The 19990-nt window shown below is 73.4% G+C and carries 19 protein-coding genes; 9 read left to right on the top strand and 10 right to left on the bottom strand.

Going from position 1 to position 19990, the window contains the following annotated elements; all coding sequences use genetic code 11:
- Positions 1 to 41 precede the first annotated feature (41 nt).
- Positions 42 to 815, bottom strand: coding sequence for an ESX secretion-associated protein EspG (locus ACERZO_RS49655; protein WP_372673042.1), 774 nt, complete (start codon positions 813 to 815; stop codon positions 42 to 44).
- Between the two features lie 48 nt (positions 816 to 863).
- On the opposite strand from ACERZO_RS49655, the gene ACERZO_RS49650 reads away from it, so the two are divergent.
- On the top strand, positions 864 to 1649 hold the full coding sequence (locus tag ACERZO_RS49650; protein WP_372673041.1) for a helix-turn-helix transcriptional regulator: 786 nt from the start codon (positions 864 to 866) through the stop codon (positions 1647 to 1649).
- On the opposite strand, the gene ACERZO_RS49645 is transcribed toward ACERZO_RS49650, so the two are convergent.
- From ACERZO_RS49645 to ACERZO_RS49625, 5 genes are all read right to left on the bottom strand, one after another.
- A complete protein-coding gene (locus ACERZO_RS49645) occupies positions 1561 to 2154 on the bottom strand; it encodes a hypothetical protein (RefSeq protein WP_372673040.1) in 594 nt (197 codons plus the stop codon). The genes ACERZO_RS49650 and ACERZO_RS49645 overlap by 89 nt on opposite strands.
- Complete coding sequence (locus ACERZO_RS49640) at positions 2151 to 2843, bottom strand: hypothetical protein (protein ID WP_372673039.1); 693 nt, start codon at positions 2841 to 2843, stop codon at positions 2151 to 2153. Before ACERZO_RS49640 ends, ACERZO_RS49645 begins: the two co-directional genes overlap by 4 nt.
- A 245-nt stretch (positions 2844 to 3088) precedes the next feature.
- Positions 3089 to 3379 (bottom strand): hypothetical protein, encoded by a 291-nt coding sequence (locus tag ACERZO_RS49635; protein WP_372673038.1) that lies wholly within the window; start codon positions 3377 to 3379, stop codon positions 3089 to 3091.
- Positions 3376 to 4539 (bottom strand): PPE domain-containing protein, encoded by a 1164-nt coding sequence (locus ACERZO_RS49630; protein ID WP_372673037.1) that lies wholly within the window; start codon positions 4537 to 4539, stop codon positions 3376 to 3378. Before ACERZO_RS49630 ends, ACERZO_RS49635 begins: the two co-directional genes overlap by 4 nt.
- On the bottom strand, positions 4532 to 4942 hold the full coding sequence (locus tag ACERZO_RS49625) for a hypothetical protein (protein ID WP_372673036.1): 411 nt from the start codon (positions 4940 to 4942) through the stop codon (positions 4532 to 4534). The genes ACERZO_RS49630 and ACERZO_RS49625 overlap by 8 nt, the downstream gene beginning before the upstream one ends.
- 123 nt (positions 4943 to 5065) lie before the next feature.
- Here ACERZO_RS49625 and ACERZO_RS49620 point away from each other — a divergent pair, with 123 nt between their 5' ends.
- A complete protein-coding gene (locus ACERZO_RS49620; RefSeq protein ID WP_372673035.1) occupies positions 5066 to 5617 on the top strand; it encodes a copper resistance CopC family protein in 552 nt (183 codons plus the stop codon).
- Between the two features lies 1 nt (position 5618).
- Here the strand turns inward: ACERZO_RS49620 and ACERZO_RS49615 are convergent, their stop codons facing one another.
- Positions 5619 to 6986 (bottom strand): APC family permease, encoded by a 1368-nt coding sequence (locus ACERZO_RS49615; protein ID WP_372673034.1) that lies wholly within the window; start codon positions 6984 to 6986, stop codon positions 5619 to 5621.
- A 170-nt stretch (positions 6987 to 7156) separates the two neighbouring features.
- On the opposite strand from ACERZO_RS49615, the gene ACERZO_RS49610 reads away from it, so the two are divergent.
- Positions 7157 to 7651 carry an Lrp/AsnC family transcriptional regulator gene (locus ACERZO_RS49610; protein ID WP_372673043.1) on the top strand — a complete coding sequence of 165 codons (495 nt, stop codon included), beginning with the start codon at positions 7157 to 7159 and terminating at the stop codon, positions 7649 to 7651.
- A 117-nt stretch (positions 7652 to 7768) separates the two neighbouring features.
- Entirely contained in the window at positions 7769 to 9160 is a 1392-nt protein-coding gene (locus ACERZO_RS49605; protein WP_372673033.1) for an aspartate aminotransferase family protein, read from the top strand.
- A 48-nt stretch (positions 9161 to 9208) separates the two neighbouring features.
- On the opposite strand, the gene ACERZO_RS49600 is transcribed toward ACERZO_RS49605, so the two are convergent.
- Together ACERZO_RS49600 and ACERZO_RS49595 are read right to left on the bottom strand one after the other, a co-directional pair.
- Positions 9209 to 10810, bottom strand: a complete 1602-nt coding sequence (locus tag ACERZO_RS49600; RefSeq protein ID WP_372673032.1) for a GH25 family lysozyme — start codon at positions 10808 to 10810, stop codon at positions 9209 to 9211.
- Positions 10811 to 10837: 27 nt separating this feature from the next.
- Positions 10838 to 12205, bottom strand: a complete 1368-nt coding sequence (locus ACERZO_RS49595; protein ID WP_372673031.1) for an FG-GAP repeat domain-containing protein — start codon at positions 12203 to 12205, stop codon at positions 10838 to 10840.
- A gap of 131 nt (positions 12206 to 12336) precedes the next feature.
- Here ACERZO_RS49595 and ACERZO_RS49590 point away from each other — a divergent pair, with 131 nt between their 5' ends.
- The 5 genes from ACERZO_RS49590 (at position 12337) to ACERZO_RS49570 (ending at position 18784) form a co-directional block, all read left to right on the top strand.
- Positions 12337 to 15384, top strand: coding sequence for an AfsR/SARP family transcriptional regulator (locus ACERZO_RS49590; protein ID WP_372673030.1), 3048 nt, complete (start codon positions 12337 to 12339; stop codon positions 15382 to 15384).
- 65 nt (positions 15385 to 15449) lie between these two features.
- Complete coding sequence (locus ACERZO_RS49585; protein ID WP_372673029.1) at positions 15450 to 16049, top strand: hypothetical protein; 600 nt, start codon at positions 15450 to 15452, stop codon at positions 16047 to 16049.
- 464 nt (positions 16050 to 16513) lie between these two features.
- Positions 16514 to 17722, top strand: a complete 1209-nt coding sequence (locus ACERZO_RS49580; RefSeq protein ID WP_372673028.1) for a cytochrome P450 — start codon at positions 16514 to 16516, stop codon at positions 17720 to 17722.
- A 34-nt stretch (positions 17723 to 17756) separates the two neighbouring features.
- A complete protein-coding gene (locus ACERZO_RS49575) occupies positions 17757 to 18128 on the top strand; it encodes a hypothetical protein (protein WP_372673027.1) in 372 nt (123 codons plus the stop codon).
- A 2-nt stretch (positions 18129 to 18130) separates the two neighbouring features.
- Positions 18131 to 18784, top strand: coding sequence for a LuxR C-terminal-related transcriptional regulator (locus ACERZO_RS49570; protein WP_372673026.1), 654 nt, complete (start codon positions 18131 to 18133; stop codon positions 18782 to 18784).
- 59 nt (positions 18785 to 18843) lie between these two features.
- On the opposite strand, the gene ACERZO_RS49565 is transcribed toward ACERZO_RS49570, so the two are convergent.
- Positions 18844 to 19980: a S53 family peptidase gene (locus tag ACERZO_RS49565; protein WP_372673025.1), complete on the bottom strand. Its 1137-nt coding sequence runs from the start codon at positions 19978 to 19980 to the stop codon at positions 18844 to 18846.
- Positions 19981 to 19990 lie beyond the last annotated feature (10 nt).

Genomic DNA, 19990 nt, shown 5'->3' with positions numbered 1-19990 from the left:
AGAACACTGTTTCTCACTCACGACGAGCCGCGGGAGACTGCTCAGCGGACGTCGTCGACCGTGCGCGTCAGGCGGTCCGTCAGCCAGGTGCCGTCGGCGGGGGTGACCGTCACCCACGGCTCGCCGCCCACGTCCTCCGGGGTCACCGCGTACCGGCCCGCCGCCGTGTCGAACCAGGCCAGGACCGGGCTTCGGCCGGCCGGGCCCGTCGCCGCCAGCTGGCCCGCTGCGTGCCGCTCGGCGGTCACCAGCGTCGCGAGTGGACGGACCGCGCGGCCGGTGATCCCGGCCGTGCTCAGCGCCCGCTCGAACGCGTCGTAGCCACTGCGCGCGTACGCGTCCATCGACGCCGAGTAAGCGGCGCGGGGCAGGCGCAGCTGATCGCCGGGGCCCGGCTCGGCGTCGCCGAGCATCCGGGCCACCGCGGGGACCAGGCCGTCCGGGCGCACCGGCTCCAGCACGAGGTCGCGGTCGTCCAGCACCGCGAGCACCCCGGCGCCGTCCCGCGCCGCCGCGAGCAGCCGCCAGGGCGCTTCGCCCAGCACCAGCGCGTCGACGCTCAGCGTCGGCGAAGCCAGCAACACGACCAAGTCCGCCAATTCCGGGTCGACGTCGTCGCCGTCCGTGAGACCCGCGTCGGCGAGGCCCGCGAACACCTCGACGCCCAGGTCGTCGCGTTCGGCGTGCGTCGCGCCGTGCGACGGCACGTCGAACGGGTACGGCGGCGGCCCGCCCGGCCCCAGGTCCTCCCAGAGGAGATCGAATTCCAGATGCGACAGGATCACTCCCGCCGCCGTCGCGGTGCGCCGCGCCATGGTCCCCCTTCCCGTGCCGAGCGGCCGGTGTCCGGCACGATGGTGTCGATGGCCGAGCCGCAGTCGATGGACGTCCCCGCGAGCGGGTACCTCGTCGTCCGCGCTTCCGGCGCCGCGGCCGCGCGGGCGGCGATCGTCGGTGGCCGCCGGGACCCCGAGGACGTCCAGCTGCTGCTGCGCTGTCCCGTCCCGCGGGCGGTCGCCGAGTCCGGCGCGAAGCTGACGTTCGCCGACGCGACGCTGCACCTGCAGCCGTCCGGCGTCGTGATGCTGACCGTCGCGGCGGCGAAGCTGTCGATCTCCTTCGCCGAGCTGCGGCCGTTGATGTTCCGGCCGGTCGAGGTCGACGCGCCGCTGCGGTCGCTGTTCGCCGGTGCCGTCGCGCACGTCGTGGCGGCCGGTCCGCGGCTCGACCCGCACGGGCTCGCGCACCACCTGCTGGGCCTGGCCGAACTGGTGCTGCGGAGCGCGCTGCGCGTCGAACTCGACCGAGTCGACGCGCTCGCGGCCCGGCGACGCGAAGCCTTGGAGTACATGCGCGCCCACCTCGGCGAGCAGTCGCTCAGCGCGGACAAGATCGCCGAAGCGCTGTACATCTCGCGGCGGCGGCTGTACCAGCTGTTCGACGACGGCCAGGGAGTCTCGGAACGGCTCAAGGGCCTGCGGGTCGAGCGCGCGAAGGCGTTGCTGGCCGACCCGGCGAAGGCCGGGCGCGGAATCGCGGAAATCGCGCGGGACTGCGGGTTCACCAGCGCCCCGCACTTCTCGCGGACGTTCCGCCAGGCGACCGGCCGGACCCCGCGCGAGTTCCGGGAGCGGGCGCTGCGGGGGTGAGGTCGACGCCGGCGACGAGCGTCCCGGCCAGGCCGGCGACCTCCAGCCAGCCGCGGCCGCCGGGGGAGTGCAGGGTGAACACGGCGGCGCGCGGCCGGTCCGGGTCGAGCACGACGGCCTGCAGCTGCGCGCCGGACAGGCCGATCCGCTCGACGATCACCACGGGGTAGCCGCGGCTGGTGTGCGCGTCGCTGACCTCGCGGATGCCGGGCGTCGTGTCCGCGATGAAGTACCCGAGGTCGGCGGCCTCTCCGGGGTGGTCGACCGGGACGACACCGGCGATGAGCAGGGCGGGGTCGGCGTCGCGGTGTTCGACGAGGGCGAGCAGCCCGGCCCGCTGTTCGTGGGCGATTTCCGCGCACTGGACGGCGGCGGCTTCCAGGCCGAGGTCGCGGGCGGCGTCGGGGCCGCGCAGGCGGGCCATCAGCGCGTGCAGCTCGGCGGTGGTGCGCTCGACCGAGTCCAGGTTCACCGGGGTGATCCCCGGAACGGCGGGGAGTTTCACCGGCCACCCAGTGCCGCGGCGAACGCGCTGACGGCACCCGGCGGCGGCGTGACCGGGGCTTTGGGGGTGCGCGCGACGGTGCCGCCCAGCTCTCGTCCGGCGGCCGAGAAGGTCTCCAGGTGGGCGTTGACCTCGGCGAAGTCAGGCGGTCGCGGCACGGGGGCGCCGTCGCCGAGGGCGCTCAGCCGCTCGGCGACGCGCGTTGCTTCGGTGTGGTGGGCGCGTTCGAGGTCGCGGGCTTCGGCGAGGACGCGGTCGAGGTCGTCTCGGCGGGCCGCGAGCCGGGCGCGGGCGGCGGTGAGGTTCGGCTGGGTGGCGGGGGAGAACTGGGCTTCGGTTTCGGCTTGTTCGACGTCGTCGTGGGCGGTGGTGAGGGCTTGGTGGGCGGCGGTCGCGCGGCGGTCGAGGTCTTCGGCGCGGCGGTGGTTCGCGAGGAGGGTGCCGGCCCAGTCTTCGAGGACGCCGGCGGCGGCGCGGAGGGCTTCGGTGGTCGCGGCGAGGCTGGTGGCGGCTCGTTCGGCGCGGTCCGCGAGGGCACGGGCGGATCGGCCGGCCCACTCGGGGATTTCGCCGGGGGAAGGGATGTGGGCGAGCCGGGTCGCGGCGGCGGTGTAGCGACGGGCGGCTTCGGCGACCGTGTCGGGGCTGCCGGGGACCGGGTCGAAGCCGAGGCCGCGGAACTCAGCCATTGGCGTGGTCCGGTTGGCCGGGGGTGGGTTGGTTGGGCGCGGGTGGGTTGGTGGCGGCGTGGTGTGGTTGGCCGGGGGTGGGTTGGTTGGGCGTGGACGGGTTGGTGGCGGCGTGGTGTGGTTGGCCGGGGGTGGGTTGGTTGAGCGCAGGCAGGTTGGTGGCGGCGTGGTGTGGTTGGCCGGGGGCAAGGTGCCGGGGCGCGGCCGGCTCGCCGAAGGCGAGGCGGCCAGGCTCGCGATTCCGGTCAGCCATCTGCGCGGTCCAGCTCTTCGGCTGCCGCAGCATCCGTGGCCCGGTAGGCCTTCGCGGCCGCCCGGACACCTGCCGCCGCGGCGGTGAAGTCCCTCTCCGCCACCCGGATCCGGCCGGTCCACTCGCCGGTCAACGCCGCGAGCGCGCCCGATACCGCTGCCGGTCCGACGTCGCCGGATGGCGCCTCGATCCGGGCCGCCGCGGCCGCGTACTCCTCGGCCGTGTCCTCCAGGCGCAGCGCCAGCTCGTCCAGGGCTGCCGGGTCGGCGTGGAAGCCCGTCATTCGCCGAACACCGGGGGGTACGCCGGCGGGAGGTCGTCGAGCAGGTCGTACCCCTTCGCGTACTTGTCGCGGTGCTCGGTGTCCTCTTCGCGTCGGCTTCCCTGGCCCGGTGGGTACATGCCGTACCCGCCCGCCGTGCCGCGGCCGCTCGTCCCGCCCGGCCCGAAACCCGTTGTCCCGCTTCCGAACCGTCCCGCTCCGGCTCGGCCGCCTTCGCCGAGTGTCCCCGAACCCGGTGTTCCGGCCGTGGGGATGCCCGCGAAGCCGGGGCCGTAGCCGCCCGACGGCGAGGCCGGGCCGGCGGCGCCGATCACCCCGTCGAGCGCGGCCGGGACTCCGGCGCCGGTGAACGTCGGCGGCAGCGCGGACGCCGTCGACGTCGAGTCGTCCGGCTCGTCGTGGGACCCCTCCTCAGTGCGCGGCGGGGCCGGATCGTGGGGCACCGGGGGCGCGGGCGGTGTCCGGACGACCACCGGCGGCCGCGGCCCGGCGCCGGTGCCGGCGGTCACCGATGGCGCCGTGTCGAACTCCGGGGGCAGGCGGTGGCGGACGTCGTGGCTCGCGCTCTCGTACTGTTCCATCACGCGGACCGCCGCGGCCTTGGCGTCGTCCGCTTCCTTCTTCGTCGGCAGCTTGTCGTCGAGCAGCTGGTCCAGCATGTACGTGCCCTCGGGGCCGTCGAGCCGCTTCACCGCGTACCCCTGCCGGAACCACCGCTCGGCCCAGTAGTGCACCGGCTCGGGCATCCGCTGCTTGGCTTCGCTCACCACCGACGTGTACGTGTCGAGGCCGGCGCCGACGCGCTGGGCGTTCTCGCCCACCGTCGCCGCCCAGCCGGTCAGCCGGTCCACCGAGGCCGCCGCCTGGTCCGCCGACGGCCCCTGCCACGACTCCCGCAGCTTCCGGACCAGCGCCGACACCTCTTCGGTCGCGGCGCTGACGCCGGCGGCCACCTCCTGCCACCAGGCCGCGTGCACGCCCAGCTTCGCCGGGACCGCCGACTGCACCATGTCCCACAGCTCGCGGTGCTCGTAGCTGTCCCAGTTGATCCGGCCGAACGTGGCTTCGCGGTCGTTGACGGCCTTCTCCCGGCGGACCCGCCGCGCCTTGGCCCGCTGCCGCGCGGTCGGCGCGTGGTGGGTCGAATAGAACTCAGGCATCGACGTCCCCCGCCGGTAAGGCCGTGGCGGCCTCTTCGTCGTTGGCCTGGTGCATCGCCACGACCGTGTCGAGCGTCTGCCGCAGCGTTGCCAGCTCCGCCAGGTACGACTGCAGCGCGGCCTGGACGCCGCCGGCCTCGGCGCCGCCGCGCACCGCGAACGAGCGGCGCATCCAGTGGGCGACCGGGCCCTTGCCGTCGGCCAGCTCGGTGTCGAGGCCGCGGGCCGCTTCGAGGTGACGGGACAGCTCGTCGTAGTGGGCGTCGATCGCCGTCTTGGCGTCGCCGACCCCGCCGTACCGCAGTTCGATGCCCGGTCCCGCGCCGACCGGCTCGTTCTTTTCGCGCTGCTGTTCCGCACGCAGCTGCCGCCGCGCGTCGGCCTCGTCGCGCACCGTCGCCATGGAGGTCCTCCTCGCCACCCAGGCGTCCATCCTGGCCGGTGCCCGCCGCGTTGAGAAGAGCGACCCACCCGGGTGCACGGGTGGACATGAAGACTGCACGGGCGGATAGGGCAGGATGTCCGGATGATCCCGCGTCGTGTGTTCGGAGCCGTTCTCGCCGCCCTCGTCGGCCTCGTGGTGCTGGCCGGACCGGCCGCCGCCCACACCGAGCTGGAGTCCAGCTCGCCCGCCGAGGGCGCCTCGCTGACGTCCGCGCCGACCGAGGTCAAGCTGACCTTCGAGGAGCCGGTGACGCTGCCGCCGGAGGCCCTCAAGGTCACCGGCCGCGACGGCACCACCTGGACGGTCGGCACGCCGACCGTGGCCGGGGCGGTCGTGACCGCGCCGGTGACGCCGGCCGGACCGGCCCAGGCCTACACGCTGACCTGGAAGGTGATCGCGAAGGACGGCGACAACCTCACCGGCACGGTGCATTTCACCCTCACGGCCGCCGGCCCGGCGACGACGGCGGCCCCGACCACCGCACCGACGGCGGCCGCGCAGGCCCCGGCCCCCGCCCCGGCCGCGGTCGACACCGGCATCCCCGGCTGGATCTGGGCCGTGGTCGCGATCGCCGGCCTGCTCGCCGTCATCGTCGTCGGGTTGCGCCAGCTGATGGGCCGCCGGAAGGACTGAATTACTCCTGCGGGACCGTCACGACCCACCGTTCGGGACGGCGGCGCAGGTAACCCCACCAGTACAGCGCCGACACCACCAGCACGCCCGCGGTGATCCCGAGGTCGAGCGCGCTCTGCTCCACCAGGACGTAAGCGAGCACCCCGACGGCGAGCACCGGCACCACCGGCCACGCCGGCATCCGCCAGACGTGCGGCTTCCGGTGCGCGGCTCGCCGGCCCCGCAACGCGGCGGCCGCGACGCTCAAGTACAGGGCGACGACGGCGACCCCGGTGACGCCGCTGAGCGTGTCCACCGGCACGAAGCAGAGGACGGCTTCGGACAGGCCGACCACGAGCGTCGCGACCCAGGGCGCGCCGAACCGTCGGCTCACCACGCTCATCACGCGGTTGACCGGTGCCGGCCACGCCTGGTCGCGCGCGGAGGCGTAGAGCACGCGCGAGTTCTGGATGACCATGACGATCACCGCGTTGACGATCGCCGCCGCGATGCACAGGCTGATCGCGGCGCCCACGCCCGCGTTGCTCCAGCCGGTCACGAGCGCGGTGAGGTCGACGCCGGCGAGCGCGGCGGCGTCCGGGACGGCCAGCGTCACCGCGACGACCGGGACGAGGATGACCAGCGCGCTGATCCCGAGCGTCCAGAACACCGTGCGGGCGACGGTCTTGCGCGGCTCGCGCATCTCCTCGGCGAGGTAGACGGCGGTGCTGAAGCCCTGCACGACGAACAACGCGACGGCGAGCCCGGCGACGACGGCGATCAGCCCGATCGGGTTCGTCCCGAGGCTCGGCTTCAGCAGCACGGCCGGGCTTTGCGTCGTGTGCGTGAACCCGAGCAGCGACACGGCGAAGATCGCGACGACCTCGATGACCAGGAAGATCCCGGTGATCCAGGCGTTGGCGCGCAGGTTCAGCAGGCCCATCACGGTGGACGCGAGCATGACGAGCGCCCCGGCGACGGACGGATTGATGTCGGCGACCGCGGCCACGTAGTCCGCGACACCGATCGCGATGATCGGCGGGACGACGAGGATGACGATGAACGACAGCATGAACGTCAGCCAGCCGGCGAAGCGGTTCGCCACCGTCGTCACCATCGCGTATTCGCCGCCCGCGCTCGGCACGAGCGTGCCGAGTTCCGAGTAGCAGAAGGCGATCCCGACGCAGAGCAGCACCGCGAGGGCGATGGCGAGCGCGGTGCCGGTGCCGAGGTCGGCGAACAGCGGGGGCACGAGGACGAACAGCGACGACGCCGGCGTCACGCAGCTGAGCGTGAGCAGCGTGCCGCCGCCGACGCCGATGGAGCGGGTGAGGGTCTTCTTCGCTTCGGCGGGCGCGGTGACGTCGGGCGGGGCGGGAGTGCGGGGCATGGGCGTTCCCTCCGGCCGGGGGCAAGGTGCGACGGATGGAACAGCACCGATTCGGTGTTGTCAACGCCATGAAGACGACGGAAATCGTCGTCCGGTTGACCACGGTCCTTCGGATTTAGTCACGGGGTGTGACGGCGTGCCGGGATTGCCCTGTGTCGCCCGCGTCGGGGATGATCCGGGGCGTGAGCAGCCAGGACACCCCGAGCCGGCCCGCGCCGCCCGTGCTCGACGACATCTCGCGGCAGATCATCGCGCAGCTCCAAGAGGACGGACGGCGCGCGTACGCGACGATCGGCAAGGCGGTCGGCCTGTCGGAAGCGGCGGTCCGGCAGCGGGTGCAGCGGCTGTCCGACTCCGGCGTGATCCAGATCGTCGCCGTCTCGGATCCCTTGCAGGTCGGGCTGTTCCGGCAGGCGATGATCGCGATCACCGTAGAGGGACCTCTCGAGCCGGTCGGCGACGCACTGGCCGAAATGGACGAAATCGCGTACGTGATCCTCTGTGCCGGGCGCTACGACCTGCTGTGCGAGGCCGTCTGCGCGGACGACGAGGCGCTGCTGCAGCTGATCTCGACGCGGATCCGCGCGCTGCCGGGCGTCCGGCACGCGGAGGCGATGGTGTACCTCAAGCTGCGGAAACAGACCTACCAGTGGGGCACTCGCTGAGGGTGACGACTAAATCCGAAGGTTCTGGCGCGTAGATGACCTTGAATTAGTCGGTTCGGTTCGGCTGGACGACTGAATCGCTTGCTTCGGCGGCTCGGGGCGTGCGATAACCAAGCCATGACCACTACCGCCGACCTCACCTCCGTCGACGCCGCCGGCCTCGCCCAGGCGGCCCGCAGCAACCTCTGGATGCACTTCACCCGCCACTCCTCCTACGACGAGACCGACGTCCCGGTGATCGTGCGCGGTGAAGGCCCGTACATCTGGGACGCCCGCGGGAAGCGCTATCTGGACGGGCTCGCGGGCCTGTTCGCGGTCCAGGTCGGTCACGGCCGCGAGGAGCTCGCCGAAGCCGCGGCGCGGCAGACCAAGCAGCTCGCGTACTTCCCGCTGTGGGGCCACGCGCACCCGACGGCGATCGAACTGGCGTCCCGGCTGGCCTCCGCGGCGCCGGGGGATCTCAACCGCGTGTTCTTCACCGTGAGCGGCGGCGAATCCGTCGAGACGGCGTGGAAGCTGGCCAAGCAGTACTTCAAGCTCGTCGGGAAACCCGGCAAGCACAAGGTGATCAGCCGCGCGCTGGCCTACCACGGCACGTCGCAGGGCGCGCTGTCGATCACCGGCATCCCGGGCGCGAAGGCCGACTTCGAGCCGCTGGTGCCGAGCACGCTGCGCGTGCCCAACACGAACTTCTACCGCGCGCCCGAGCACGCCGACGACTACGTCGCCTACGGGCGCTGGGCCGCCGATCAGATCGAGCAGGCCATCGAATTCGAGGGCCCGGACACGGTCGCCGCGGTGTTCCTCGAGCCGGTGCAGAACACCGGCGGGTGTTTCGTGCCGCCGCCCGGGTACTTCGAGCGGGTGCGCGAGATCTGCGACAAGCACGACGTGCTGCTGGTGTCCGACGAGGTGATCTGCGCGTTCGGCCGCGTCGGGTACGACTTCGCCGCGAAGCGCTATGGGTACCAGCCGGACATCATCACGACGGCGAAGGGCCTGACGTCCGGGTACGCGCCGCTGGGGGCCGTGCTGGCTTCGGAGCGGTTGATGGAGCCGTTCACCCGCGGCGAGACGACGTTCATGCACGGGTCGACCTACGGCGGGCACCCGGTGTCGTGCGCGGTGGCGCTGGCGAACTTGGATTTGATGGCTCGTGAAGGGCTTTACGACCACGTGCTTTCCACCGAGGACGCGTTCCGGTCCACTTTGGACAAGCTGACGGATCTGCCGATCGTCGGGGACGTCCGGGGCGCCGGGTTCTTCTACGGCATCGAACTGGTGAAGGACAAGGCGACCAAGGAGACGTTCAGCGCCGCCGAGTCGGAGCGGGTGCTGCGCGGGTTCCTGTCGGAGGCGTTGTTCGAGGCGGGCTTGTACTGCCGGGCCGACGACCGGGCCGAGCCGGTGGTGCAGTTGTCGCCGCCGTTGATCTGCGGCCAGGCGGAGTTCGACGAAATGGCACAGATCCTGCGGGACACGCTCACCCGCGCTTGGCAGCTGCTGTAGGCGAGCCGCTGCCCCCGGCGACGGCCGGGGGCAGCGGCGTGGCTCTGCTCAGGCGAAGGTCTGCCAGCCGGAGCCGATCAGGCTGCCGCTGCTGTACGGGGCGGTGGTGCTGCCGCCGTTGGTGTAGAGCCACAGGGTGCCGTCGGGTTTGGTGGCGGTGAGGTCGGCGCGGTGGTCGCCGGTGACGTCGCTGAGCTGGATGCGGTCGAACTGGGCCCAGCCGGCGCCGATCTGGCTGCCGGAGCTGTAGGGCGCGGTGTCGCTGCCGCCGTTGGTGTAGAGCCAGAGCGTGCCGTCGGTTTTGACGGCGACGAGGTCGGCCCGGCCGTCCCCGGTGACGTCCCCGCCGAGGATCCAGGTGAACTGTTCCCACCCGGAGCCGACTTGGGTGCCGGTGCTGTAGGGCGCGGTGTTGCTGCCGCCGTTGGTGTAGAGCCAGAGCGTCCCGTCGGGTTTGGTGGCGACGAGGTCGGCCCGGCCGTCGCCGGTGACGTCGGCGAGGGTCACGTGGCTGAACTGCTGCCACCCGGAGCCGATCAGCGTCCCGGTGCTGTAGGGCGAGGCGCCGCCGCCGTTGGTGTACAACCAGAGCGACCCGTCGGGTTTGGCCGCGACGATGTCGGCGCGGGCGTCGCCGGTGACGTCGCCGGACTGGAACCAGCTGAAGCCCTCCCAGCTGGTGCCGATCAGGCTGCCGGAACCGTAGGGCGCGGTGTCGCTGCCGCCGTTGGCGTAGAGGGAAAGCGCCCCGTCGGGCGTGCGGGCGACGAGGTCGGCCCGGCCGTCCCCGGTGACGTCGCCGGCGGCGACTCCGTTCGCCCCGCCGCCCGAACCGCCCGCGAGCGCGGCGAGCTGGGCCAGCGAACCGTTGAAGACGTTGGAGTCGTGGGCCGCGCCCCGGCCGCAGGCGTCGATGTCGTACTGCCAGAACGTCCACCGGGTACCCCAGCCCGGCACCGACGGCGGCGCCGAATTGCAGCTGGCGATGTCGAGCGGGTACCCCGAAAACGCCGTGCTGCCGCCGGTGCACGGGTTCCACCAGTTGACGTTGGTGTAGATCATCGGCGTGCGGCCGATGCGGGCCTTGACCTGGTTGAGGAACGAGCTGATCCACGCCCGCATGTCGCCCTGGCCGAGCCCGTAGCAGTCGGGCAGGTTCAGTGAGCTGTACGGCCATTCCAGGTCGAGGAACGGCGGCAGCGTCCGGCCGTCGGCCGCCCACTGCAGGTGGTCGGCGAAGTAGTTCGCCTGGCCTGCCGCGTTGCCGAGGTCCGGGCGGCCGAACGCGTAGGCGCCGGTGTAGAGCCCGGCGTTCTTGGCGCCGTGGTAGTCCTGGTCGAAGTACGGGTTGGTGTAGCCGGTGCCCTCGGTTGCCTTGACGAACGCGAACTCGTCGCCGGCGGCCTTCTGGTTCGCCCAGTTGACCGTCTTGCCGCCCGAGTGGTCGTGGCTGGAGACGTCGATGCCGTTGACGCTGTAGCCGGACGGCAGGCCGGCGGCGAGTGCGGTCGGTGCGTTCGGTTCGCGAGCGGCGTGGGCGAACCCGTTCGCCGCGTCGGATTGCTTGTCCGGCAGGGGGTTGGCGATCGCGGGCGACGTTCCCCCGAGGAGGACCGCTCCGGCCAGCACCGCCAGCAGGTACTTGCGCATGGTGAGCTCCTGTGGTGAGAAGGGCGATCAGGCGAAGGTCTGCCAACCGGAGCCGATCAGGATGCCGCTGCCGTAGGGCGCGGTGTCGCTGCCGCCGTTGGTGTAGAGCCACAGGGTGCCGTCGGGTTTGGTGGCGGTGAGGTCGGCGCGGTGGTCGCCGGTGACGTCGGCGAGCTGGATGCGGTCGAACTGGGCCCAGCCGGCGCCGATCTGGTTGCCGGTGCTGTAGGGCGCGGTGTTGCTGCCGCCGTTGGTGTAGAGCCAGAGCGTGCCGTCGGTTTTGACGGCGACGAGGTCGGCCCGGCTGTCCCCGGTGACGTCCCCGCCGAGGATCCAGGTGAACTGTTCCCACCCGGAGCCGACTTGGGTGCCGGTGCTGTAGGGCGCGGTGTTGTTGCCGCCGTTGGTGTAGAGCCAGAGCGACCCGTCGGGCATCGCGGCGACGAGGTCGGCCCGGCCGTCGCCGGTGACGTCGGCGAGAGTGACGTGGCTGAACTGCGCCCACCCGGAGCCGATCAACGTCCCGTTGCCGTACGGCGAAGTGTTGTCGCCGCCGTGGGTGTAGAGCCACAGCGTCCCGTCGGGTTTCGCGGCGACGACATCGGCTTTGCCGTCGCCGGTGACGTCGCCGACCTGGAACCAGCTGAAGCCCTCCCAGCTGGTGCCGATCAGGCTGCCGGAACCGTAGGGCGAGGTGTCGCTGCCGCCGTTGGCGTAGAGCGAAAGCGTTCCGTCGGGCATGCGGGCGACGAGGTCCGACCGGCCGTCCCCGGTCACGTCGCCGGCCGCGACCCCGTTGGCCGCGGACGACTGCTCGACGACCCGGTCGTAGCGGATGGCCGTGTAGGAGGTGACCTCCGACCACGAGTCGAACCCGAGGTTGCCGGAGTTGTTTACCTTGTACGGATTCTGCACGGTCTGGCCGGTGGAGTTGAACGAGTAGACGTAGGCGCCCTGGCCGTGGTCGTTCTGGTTCTTCCAGAACGCGAACAGCTCGATGTGCCCGTCCGGGCCGCTGCCGTCGCTGTCGCGGACCATCGCGTCGCCGGGACGCAGGCTGTCCCGGGCGATGACGTGCATCCCGTTGCCGTTCTGCGCCTTGCTGAGGAATTCGTTGGTGATCAGGCTCGAGCCGAGGTGCCAGGCCATCGAGACGAGCCCCGAGCAGTCCCGGCGGTAGGTCTGCCCGCCGTCCGGTCCGGGGACGTGGGTGCCGGTCTGGGTGTAGGTGTAGCCCTTGTCCACCCAGTACTGCGCCCGGTCGAGGACTTCCTGGCGGGAGACCGGGCCGTTGACGGCCGATGCGTGCGCCGTGCCCGGGACGGCGAGCGAGACCGCGGTCAGGGCCGCGGTGGCGAGGGTGACGGTGAGCCGGGCGATCGTCTTCGTGGTCATGGGCCCAGCGTCGGGACCCGCGCTGCAGGTTCTCTGCAAATCCGCCGGTAGCCGCCATACAGCGGTTTTCCGGCGGCTTCCCCGGGCGGTAGGGTCCGCCGGGACATCTCGGGGGAGACACAGGGGCGGGGATGGAGTTCCGGCTGCTCGGACCGGTCGAGGTCGCCGACGAAACCGGCACCCTGGCCTTGGGGGGCACGAAGATCCGCACGTTGCTGGCCGCGTTGCTGCTGGAGCCGGCCCGGGTCATCGCCACGGACCGCCTCGTCGACATCATCTGGGACGACGACCCGCCGCCGACCGCCCGCGCGCTGATCCAGACCTACGTGTCCACGTTGCGCCGGGCCCTCGGCGACGCCGGCACGGAGATCATCCGCACGGCGGCGCCGGGCTACTCGGCGCGCTTCGGCGCCGACAGCCTCGACCGGCACCGCTTCGACGTCTTCGCCGCGGAGGGGCGGGAAGCCGCGGCCGGCGGCCGGTACCGCGAGGCGTCCAACGCCTTCCGGGCCGCGGACGCGCTGTGGCGCGGGCCGGCGCTCGGCGGCGTGCGCAGCCGCGTCCTCTCGGGCGAGGCGGCCCGCCTCGACGAGCAGCGGCTCGCGGTCGTCGAGGCCCGCATCGCCGCCGACCTGGAACTCGGCCGCACGGACGAGCTGATCGGCGAGCTCACCGTCCTGGTCGGGCAGCACCCGACCCGGGCGTCGCTGCGCGGCCACCTCATGCTCGCCCTGTACCGCGCGGACCGCACCGCCGACGCTCTCGCGGTCTTCCGGCAGGGACGCGAAGTCCTCATCGACGAGCTGGGCATCGAGCCGGGGGTCGAGCTGACCCGGCTGCACGAAGCCATCCTGCGGTCGGACCCGGCCCTGCTCGGCCCGGCCGCCGAGCCGGCCGCGCGCCCCGACCCGGCACCGGCGGCTCGCGGCGGGTCCCGGGTGGCCGTGCCGCGCCAGCTCCCGCCCGACGCGGCCGATTTCACCGGCCGGGACGCCCTGGTGGGCGAGCTGGCCGAGGTGCTGACCGGAGGCCGCGGCGGTCCGGTGGTCGCGGCCCTGCTCGGCCCGGGCGGGGTGGGCAAGTCGGCACTGGCCGCGCACGTGGCGCACCGGGTGTCCGCGGCCTACCCGGACGGGCAGCTGCACGCCGACCTGCGCGGCACCACCGGCACGCCGGCTTCGCCCACCGAGGTGCTCGGCCGCTTCCTGCGGGCCCTGCAGCCCGACCGCGGCGCGATCCCGGACGACGCGGGCGAACGCATGGACGCCTACCGCACCGCGCTGGCCGGCCGCCGCGTGCTGATCGTCCTCGACGACGCCGCCGGCGAGCCGCAGGTCCGGCCCCTGCTGCCCGGCGCCGGCACCTGCTCGGTGCTGGTGACCTCGCGCACCCGGCTGGCCGGCCTGGCCGGGGCCCACCTCGTCGACGTCGGCCTGCTCTCCGCGGGCGAGGCGACCGCGCTGCTGTCCCGGATCGCCGGCGCGGACCGGATCGAGGGCGCGCCCGACGCCGCCGCCGACATCGTTGCCTGCTGCGGCAACCTGCCGCTCGCGGTCCGCGTCGCGGGCGCGCGCCTGGCCACCCGCCGGCAGTGGACCGCGCGGCTGCTCGCGACCCGGCTGACCGACGAACGGCGCCGCCTCACCGAGCTGTCCGCCGGTGACCAGCAGATCCGCGCGAGCATCGAGCTGAGCGTCCGGAACCTCGACCCCGCCGCCCGGACCGCGCTGCGCCGGCTCGGGCACCTGGGCCTGGCCGACTTCCGGTCCTGGGTCGTGGCCTCCGCGCTCGACGTCGACATCGCGACGGCCGAGGAGGTCGTCGAGCACCTCGTCGACACCCACCTGGTCGACTACACCTTCGTCGACGACACCGGTCAGGTCCGCTACCGGCTGCACGACCTGGTCCGCATCTACGCCCGGGAGGAGGCCGAACGGCACGAGTCCCGGGCCGACCTGGTGGCCTCGACCGCGCGCGTCGCCGGCGGCTGGATCGCGGTGCTCGACCGGTTGCGGGACCACGTCGCCGACCACGTGACCTCCGGGGCGATCCCGCTGACGACGGCCGAGGCCGGCCCGGTCGACCCCGAGGTGCTCGGCACCGCGCTGACCGATCCGCGCGGCTGGCTCGACATCGAGCAGTCGTCGCTGGTGCTCGCCGTGGAGCGGGCCGCCGAGGCGGGGCTCGACGAACCGGCCGTCGCCATCGCGTCGGTGCTGTGCGCGTCGGGCTACGCCTTGAACGGCGTCGTGGACCTGTGGGACCGCGCGCACGGCGCCGCGCTGGCCGCCGCCCGCGCCGCCGGCAACCGGCCCGGCGAGGCGGTCCTCCTGGCGCAGGTCGGCCAGCTCCGGTACGAGCAGGACCGGTTCGCCGAGGCCCGCCGGCACCTGACCGACGCCGTCGAGCGGTTCCGCGACCTGCGGGACGCGCGGGGCGAGGCCGCCGCGCTGACCGCGCTCGGGCTGGCCTGCCGGGACCAGGGCTACCTGCCCGAAGCCGAGCACTTCCTGGACCGGGCGGCCACGGTGTGCCGGAGCCTGGACGACGACCGCGCGACCGGCCACTGCGAGCGGCTGATCGGCTCGGTCCACCTCGAGCGCGGCGACTTCGCGGCCGCGGACGCCGCGCTGGCCGCCGCGCTGGCGGCGTACCGCCGGGCCGGCAGCGAACGGGGGGAAGCGCTGACGCTGCGCACGATCGGCCTGACGCACCTCGGCCGCGGCCGGCTGACCGAGGCCGAGGAGACCTTCACCCGCGCGCTCGCGCTGTTCCGCGGGCTCGGGGACGAGAAGCTGGTCGGGTTCTGCCTGCGCGGACTGGCCAAGACCCACCTGCGGATGGGCCGGCTGGCCGACGCCAGGGGACCGCTGGAGACCGTGCTCGCCGCCCACCGCGCGGAAGGTGACAGCTGGTCCGAAGCGATGGTCATGCGCACCCTCGGCGAGCTGGACCTCGCCGCCGGCCGGTTCGAGGAGGCGAGCCGGTGGCTCACCGCCGCGCTGGCCGCCTTCCGCGAGCAGGAAGCCTTCCTGTTCGGTGCGCGCACCCTGCGGGACATCGCGCAGCTGGAGGAGGCCAGGGGCGACCACACGGCGGCGAAGGCCGCGCTGGCCGAGGCCATCGAGACCTTCCGCGCCTACGGGGCCCGCGAATACGGCGAGCTGACGGCGCTGTAATCCGGTTGCAGGGTTTCTGCAGCCCGGTGGGCGACCGTGGGCCGGTGCCCCCAGGAGATGCGCCGATGACCGTGCCGCCGTCCGATCCGCGCCTGGCCCGGATCCCGATCCTCGACAGCGGCGAAGAGCTCGTGGACGTCCGGGCGTCGGCCCCGCTGTGGGCCGCCGGACCCACCTGGCTCCGGCACGGGCTGGTCGACCGCCTCGTGACCGCCCAGAGCCTGCTGCCCCGCGACGTCCGCCTGCTGATCGTCGAGGGGTACCGGACGACCTGCCGCCACCCGGCCGGCGCGCCCGGGTGCGCCATCCCGCCCGCGGTGGCCCCGCACCCGACCGGCGGCGCCGTGGACCTCACCCTGTCCGGGGCGGCCGACGCGGCGCTGCCGCTGCCCGCCTGCTGCGCCGGCCCGATCCCGCCGCCGGACGCGAAGACCGGGCGGCTGCTCGCCGAGGCGCTGGTCGCCGCGGGTCTGGTCAACTACCCGGCCCGCTGGTGGCACTGGTCCTACGGCGACCGCTTCTGGGCGTGGGTGGCCCGATCGCCCCACGCCCGCTACGGCCCGGTTCCCGAGCGGGATCGGCCTCCGGTGGGGATGGGCTGTGCGGGGGTGTTGGCCCGAGGGGGCGGTGAGCCGGGTGATCCTTGCTGTGGTCCGGGTTGCTGAGTGGGGTCGGTTTTCGGTGGGGATGGGCGGTGCGGGGGTGTTGGCCCGGAGGGGCGGTGAGCCGGGTGATTCTCGCTGTGGTCCGGGTTCTTGAGGGGGGTCGGTCTCCGGTGGGGACGGGCGGTGCGGGGGCGTTTGGCCCGGAGGGGCGGTGAGCCGGGTGATTCTCGCTGCGGTGCGGGTTTCTGAGCGGGATCGGTCTCCGGTGGGGACGGGCGGTGCGGGGGCGTTTGGCCCGGAGGGGCGGTGAGCCGGGTGATTCTCGCTGCGGTCCGGGTTCCTGAGCGGGATCGGCCTCCGGCGGGGACGGGCGGTGCCAGGGCGTTGGCCCGAAGGGGCGGCGAACCGGGCGATCCCCGCTGCGGCCCGGGTTCCTGAGTACCGTGGAACGCAGGGGGACCGGGGGGAGCGGCCGGCGACCGGCCCGCCCGCGCCCGACCGGCCGCGCGCCGGGAGGAGACCCGATGACCGCGACCACGGACACCCCGCGCCTGCCCTTCGAGCGCCCGAACGTCCTGGAGATCGCTCCGCTCTTCGAAGTGCTGCGCCGGCAGGGGCCGGTTGTGCAGGTGACCACCCCCGCCGGGGATCCGGCCTGGCTCGTCACCGGGTTCGAAGAGGTCCGGACCGTCTTCACCGATCCGCGCTTCGGCCGCTCGCACCCCGCGCCCGAAGAGGCGTCCGCGCTGTCGAGCGCCGCCATCCTCAGCCGGCCGCAAGGCGACCACGAAACCGAGCACGTCGAGCACGCGCGGATGCGGCGGATGCTCGTGCCCGCCTTCTCCGCCAACCGGATCCGGCGGCTGGCCGGCCACGTGCAGGAGCTGGCCGACGGCTGCTACGCCGCGATGGAACGCGCCCGGCACGGCGACGAGCCCGTCGACCTCCACGAACACCTGTCGTTCCCGCTGCCGGTGCTGGTGATCTGCGAGCTGCTCGGCGTCCCGTACGAGGACCGCGACACCTTCCGCGTCCTGTCCGAGCGGATGGGGCGGATGGACATCGGTGGCGGCGCCGAAGCCGCCCTCGACGAGTTCGCCGCGTACATGGGCCGGCTCGCGGCGGCCAAGCGGCGCAATCCCGGGCAGGACGTCGTCTCGGACCTGGTCCGGGCCCAGGCCGACGACCCCACGTTCGCCGACGACGACTTCGCCCGGCTCGCCGCCGGCCTGCTGTTCGCCGGCCACGAAACCACTTCGAACCGGATCGACCTCGGTGTCCTCTTCCTGCTCACCGACCTCGCGCGGCGCGACGCACTGGTCGCCGACCCCGAGGGCCTCGTGCACGGCGTGGTGGAGGAGATCCTGCGGCTGTCCGCGCCGGGCGGGCTCGGCGTCCTGCGGTACGCGCACGACGACGTCGAGGTCGGCGGCGTGCGGGTCGCCCGCGGCGACGCCGTCGTCCTGGCGCTGGCGGCCGCGAACCGGGACCCGGCCGCGTTCCCGCACGCCGAGGAGTTCGATGCCGAGCGCAAGCCGAACTCGCACATCGCCTTCGCGTACGGCGGGTGGTTCTGCATCGGCGCGAGCCTGGCCCGCACGGAACTGCGCGTCGTGTTCGGCTCGCTGTTCCGCCGGTTCCCCGGGCTGCGGCTCGCGGTGCCGGTCGACGAGCTGGAAGTGCGGACGAACCGGGTCACCGGGGGAGTGGACCGCGTGCCGGTCCTCTGGTAGACCTGCGGCGGTGACGCTGTGGGACAGGCTCGGGATGGATGACAAGCTCATCAAGGTGCTGAAGGAGATCCCACCGGGACCGGACGCGCCGGAGTTCGGCCCGGCCTACGTGACCATCCACCAGCTGGCGGTCGAGCTGGACCAGCGGTTCCCCGAGGTCCGCAAGCAGCTCGACGTGCCCCTCGGCGGCGGCTCGACGCGGCACGCGGGGCTGGTCGAGCTGCTGGGCAAGGAACTGGTCGACAAGATCAAGCGCTACGGCGACGTGTACCCGATCGAAGCGGCGCAGCTGTCTTCGGTGCGGTTCCGGGAGCTGCGGCTGCGCGGCCCGGGCGGGCGTGACCTGGTGGGCGCGTCGCGCACCGACCTGCCGCTGATCCGCCTGCGGCCCAAGGACCAGGACTGACGGTGCTGCCCCCGCCCCCGGTCCGGGTCCTGCTGGCCGAACGCGACCCGGCGGTGCGGGCCCGGCTGGGCACCGTGCTGGGCGAGGCGGACGGCATCGAGCTCATCGGCTCGGCCGCCGACGCGCCGTCGGCCCGGACGGCGCTGCGCCGCCGGCTGCCGGACGTGGTGCTGCTGGACCTGCGGCTGGGCCCGCTGGGACCGGTGTTCCGCCGCCCGGCGGTGCTGGCGCTGGTCACGTTCGACTCCGACGCGGGAATCCTGCGCGCGCTGCGCGACGGGGCAGCGGGGTACGTGCTGCGCTCGGCCCGGCGCAACGAGCTGATCAAGGTGGTCCGCCTGGCGGCCGACGGGCACGCGGTGCTGTCCCCGGACGCCTCCCGCCGGCTGGTCTCGGCCGCGACCCGGCTGTCCGGCCCGCGCGACGAGCGGCTCGCGGGAGTCGACCGGTTGTCCGCGCGCGAGCGGGAAGTGCTGATCGGCATCGGCTCGGCGCTGTCGAACGCGGAGATCGCGACCCGGCTGGACCTGGCGGAGCCGGTGGTGCGGAGCCTGGTGGACCAGGTGGTGCGGAAGCTGGACTGCGCGCACCGGACCGAAGCCGGCTTGCTGGCCTACGAGCGCGGGCTGTGCCGGCCCGGGGGCGAAACGACGTGAATGACTCATTCCTGTCGTCTGGTGACAGGAATGAGTCATTCACTACACGCGGCCAGGCGTCAGAAGCCGGTCAGGCCGTTGGGTACGCCGACTCCCGTCGGGGCGTCATAGCCCGGGCCGGCGACGCACAGGTAGTCGCCGCCGCACTTCTTGCCCGCGCCCGCCGGGTCGTTGTTGCCCGCCGTGACGTCTGTGAACCGGGACGCGTTCGCGTACAGGCCCGACGGCGCCGGGACGTGCCCCGACCGGCCGATCATCCCCGCGACGAACGGCGCCGACGCGCTGGTGCCGTTCACCGGGAGCCAGCCGCCCGCGTCCGCGTAGTGGATCGCGATGTCGTCGGCCGCGGCGGCGACGTCCGCCACCGTTCGCTTGCCGCAGTGGGTGTCCTTCTGCCACGACGGCTTCGCGATGTACGCCGAGCAGCCGCTGCCGCCGTACAGCCACGCCGATTCCGTCCAGCCGCGGGCCGTCGACGGGTCGCGGGCCAGCGACGTCCCGCCGACCGCGATCGTCGTCGCCAGGACCGCCGGGTAGCTCGCCGCTGTGAAGCCGGAGTCGCCCGAGGACGCCACCACCGCCACGCCCGGGTGCTGGTAGTGGCTCGCGAACGCCAGTGGCGCACCGCTTTCCCGGGCGCCGTAGCTGTTCGACACCACCGTCGCGCCCAGCCGGACCGCCGTGTCCTCCGTCTCCGCCAAGTCGGCGAAGCCCGGCGAGTTCCCCTCCACGACGACGATGCGGCACGACGGGCACGCCGCCGACACCATCGAGACGTCCAAAGTGGACTCCAGGGCCCAGCCGAAGCTCGGCTCCGGCAGCGGTGCGGCAAGACCCTGCTGGTTGACCTTGCGGAAGCAGCCGTTCGCCGTCGTGCACGGCGGCAGGCCGTACTGCGCCCGGTACGCCGCGAGGTCGGCCTCCAGGTTCGGGGCGTCGAAGGCGATCGAGATGCCGACGACCGTGTCGGGGCCCGGCGTGGCCGGGAGCCCGTAGGCCGACGCCAGGTCGTCGGCACCCCAGCCGGCCGGGCCGTCGGCCAAGGCGCGCACCGCACCCGGGGTGTAGGTGGTGAGGCAACGCGCCACCCCGGGCTGCTCGGGACACGCCGCGCGCGGGGCCGGAGCGGCGGTCGCGGCCGGAGCGGACACGACGAACAGGACGGCGCTCAGCACGCCGATCAGTGATCTGTACACAGTGGACTCT

The sequence above is a fragment of the Amycolatopsis kentuckyensis genome (genome assembly GCF_041679295.1).
In the GTDB taxonomy this organism is placed as follows: domain Bacteria; phylum Actinomycetota; class Actinomycetes; order Mycobacteriales; family Pseudonocardiaceae; genus Amycolatopsis; species Amycolatopsis kentuckyensis_A.
This window is presented reverse-complemented; position numbering and strand designations above follow the sequence as displayed.

Excerpts from the sequence above, each read along its gene's own strand:
- ACERZO_RS49655 (WP_372673042.1), bottom strand. The coding sequence starts at position 815 with ATGGCGCGGCGCACCGCGACGGCGGCGGGAGTGATCCTGTCGCATCTG.
- ACERZO_RS49650 (WP_372673041.1), top strand. The coding sequence starts at position 864 with ATGGCCGAGCCGCAGTCGATGGACGTCCCCGCGAGCGGGTACCTCGTC.
- ACERZO_RS49640 (WP_372673039.1), bottom strand. The coding sequence starts at position 2,843 with ATGGCTGAGTTCCGCGGCCTCGGCTTCGACCCGGTCCCCGGCAGCCCC.
- ACERZO_RS49635 (WP_372673038.1), bottom strand. The coding sequence starts at position 3,379 with ATGACGGGCTTCCACGCCGACCCGGCAGCCCTGGACGAGCTGGCGCTG.
- ACERZO_RS49630 (WP_372673037.1), bottom strand. The coding sequence starts at position 4,539 with ATGCCTGAGTTCTATTCGACCCACCACGCGCCGACCGCGCGGCAGCGG.
- ACERZO_RS49625 (WP_372673036.1), bottom strand. The coding sequence starts at position 4,942 with ATGGCGACGGTGCGCGACGAGGCCGACGCGCGGCGGCAGCTGCGTGCG.
- ACERZO_RS49620 (WP_372673035.1), top strand. The coding sequence starts at position 5,066 with ATGATCCCGCGTCGTGTGTTCGGAGCCGTTCTCGCCGCCCTCGTCGGC.
- ACERZO_RS49615 (WP_372673034.1), bottom strand. The coding sequence starts at position 6,986 with ATGCCCCGCACTCCCGCCCCGCCCGACGTCACCGCGCCCGCCGAAGCG.
- ACERZO_RS49610 (WP_372673043.1), top strand. The coding sequence starts at position 7,157 with ATGATCCGGGGCGTGAGCAGCCAGGACACCCCGAGCCGGCCCGCGCCG.
- ACERZO_RS49605 (WP_372673033.1), top strand. The coding sequence starts at position 7,769 with ATGACCACTACCGCCGACCTCACCTCCGTCGACGCCGCCGGCCTCGCC.
- ACERZO_RS49600 (WP_372673032.1), bottom strand. The coding sequence starts at position 10,810 with ATGCGCAAGTACCTGCTGGCGGTGCTGGCCGGAGCGGTCCTCCTCGGG.
- ACERZO_RS49595 (WP_372673031.1), bottom strand. The coding sequence starts at position 12,205 with ATGACCACGAAGACGATCGCCCGGCTCACCGTCACCCTCGCCACCGCG.
- ACERZO_RS49590 (WP_372673030.1), top strand. The coding sequence starts at position 12,337 with ATGGAGTTCCGGCTGCTCGGACCGGTCGAGGTCGCCGACGAAACCGGC.
- ACERZO_RS49585 (WP_372673029.1), top strand. The coding sequence starts at position 15,450 with ATGACCGTGCCGCCGTCCGATCCGCGCCTGGCCCGGATCCCGATCCTC.
- ACERZO_RS49580 (WP_372673028.1), top strand. The coding sequence starts at position 16,514 with ATGACCGCGACCACGGACACCCCGCGCCTGCCCTTCGAGCGCCCGAAC.
- ACERZO_RS49575 (WP_372673027.1), top strand. The coding sequence starts at position 17,757 with ATGGATGACAAGCTCATCAAGGTGCTGAAGGAGATCCCACCGGGACCG.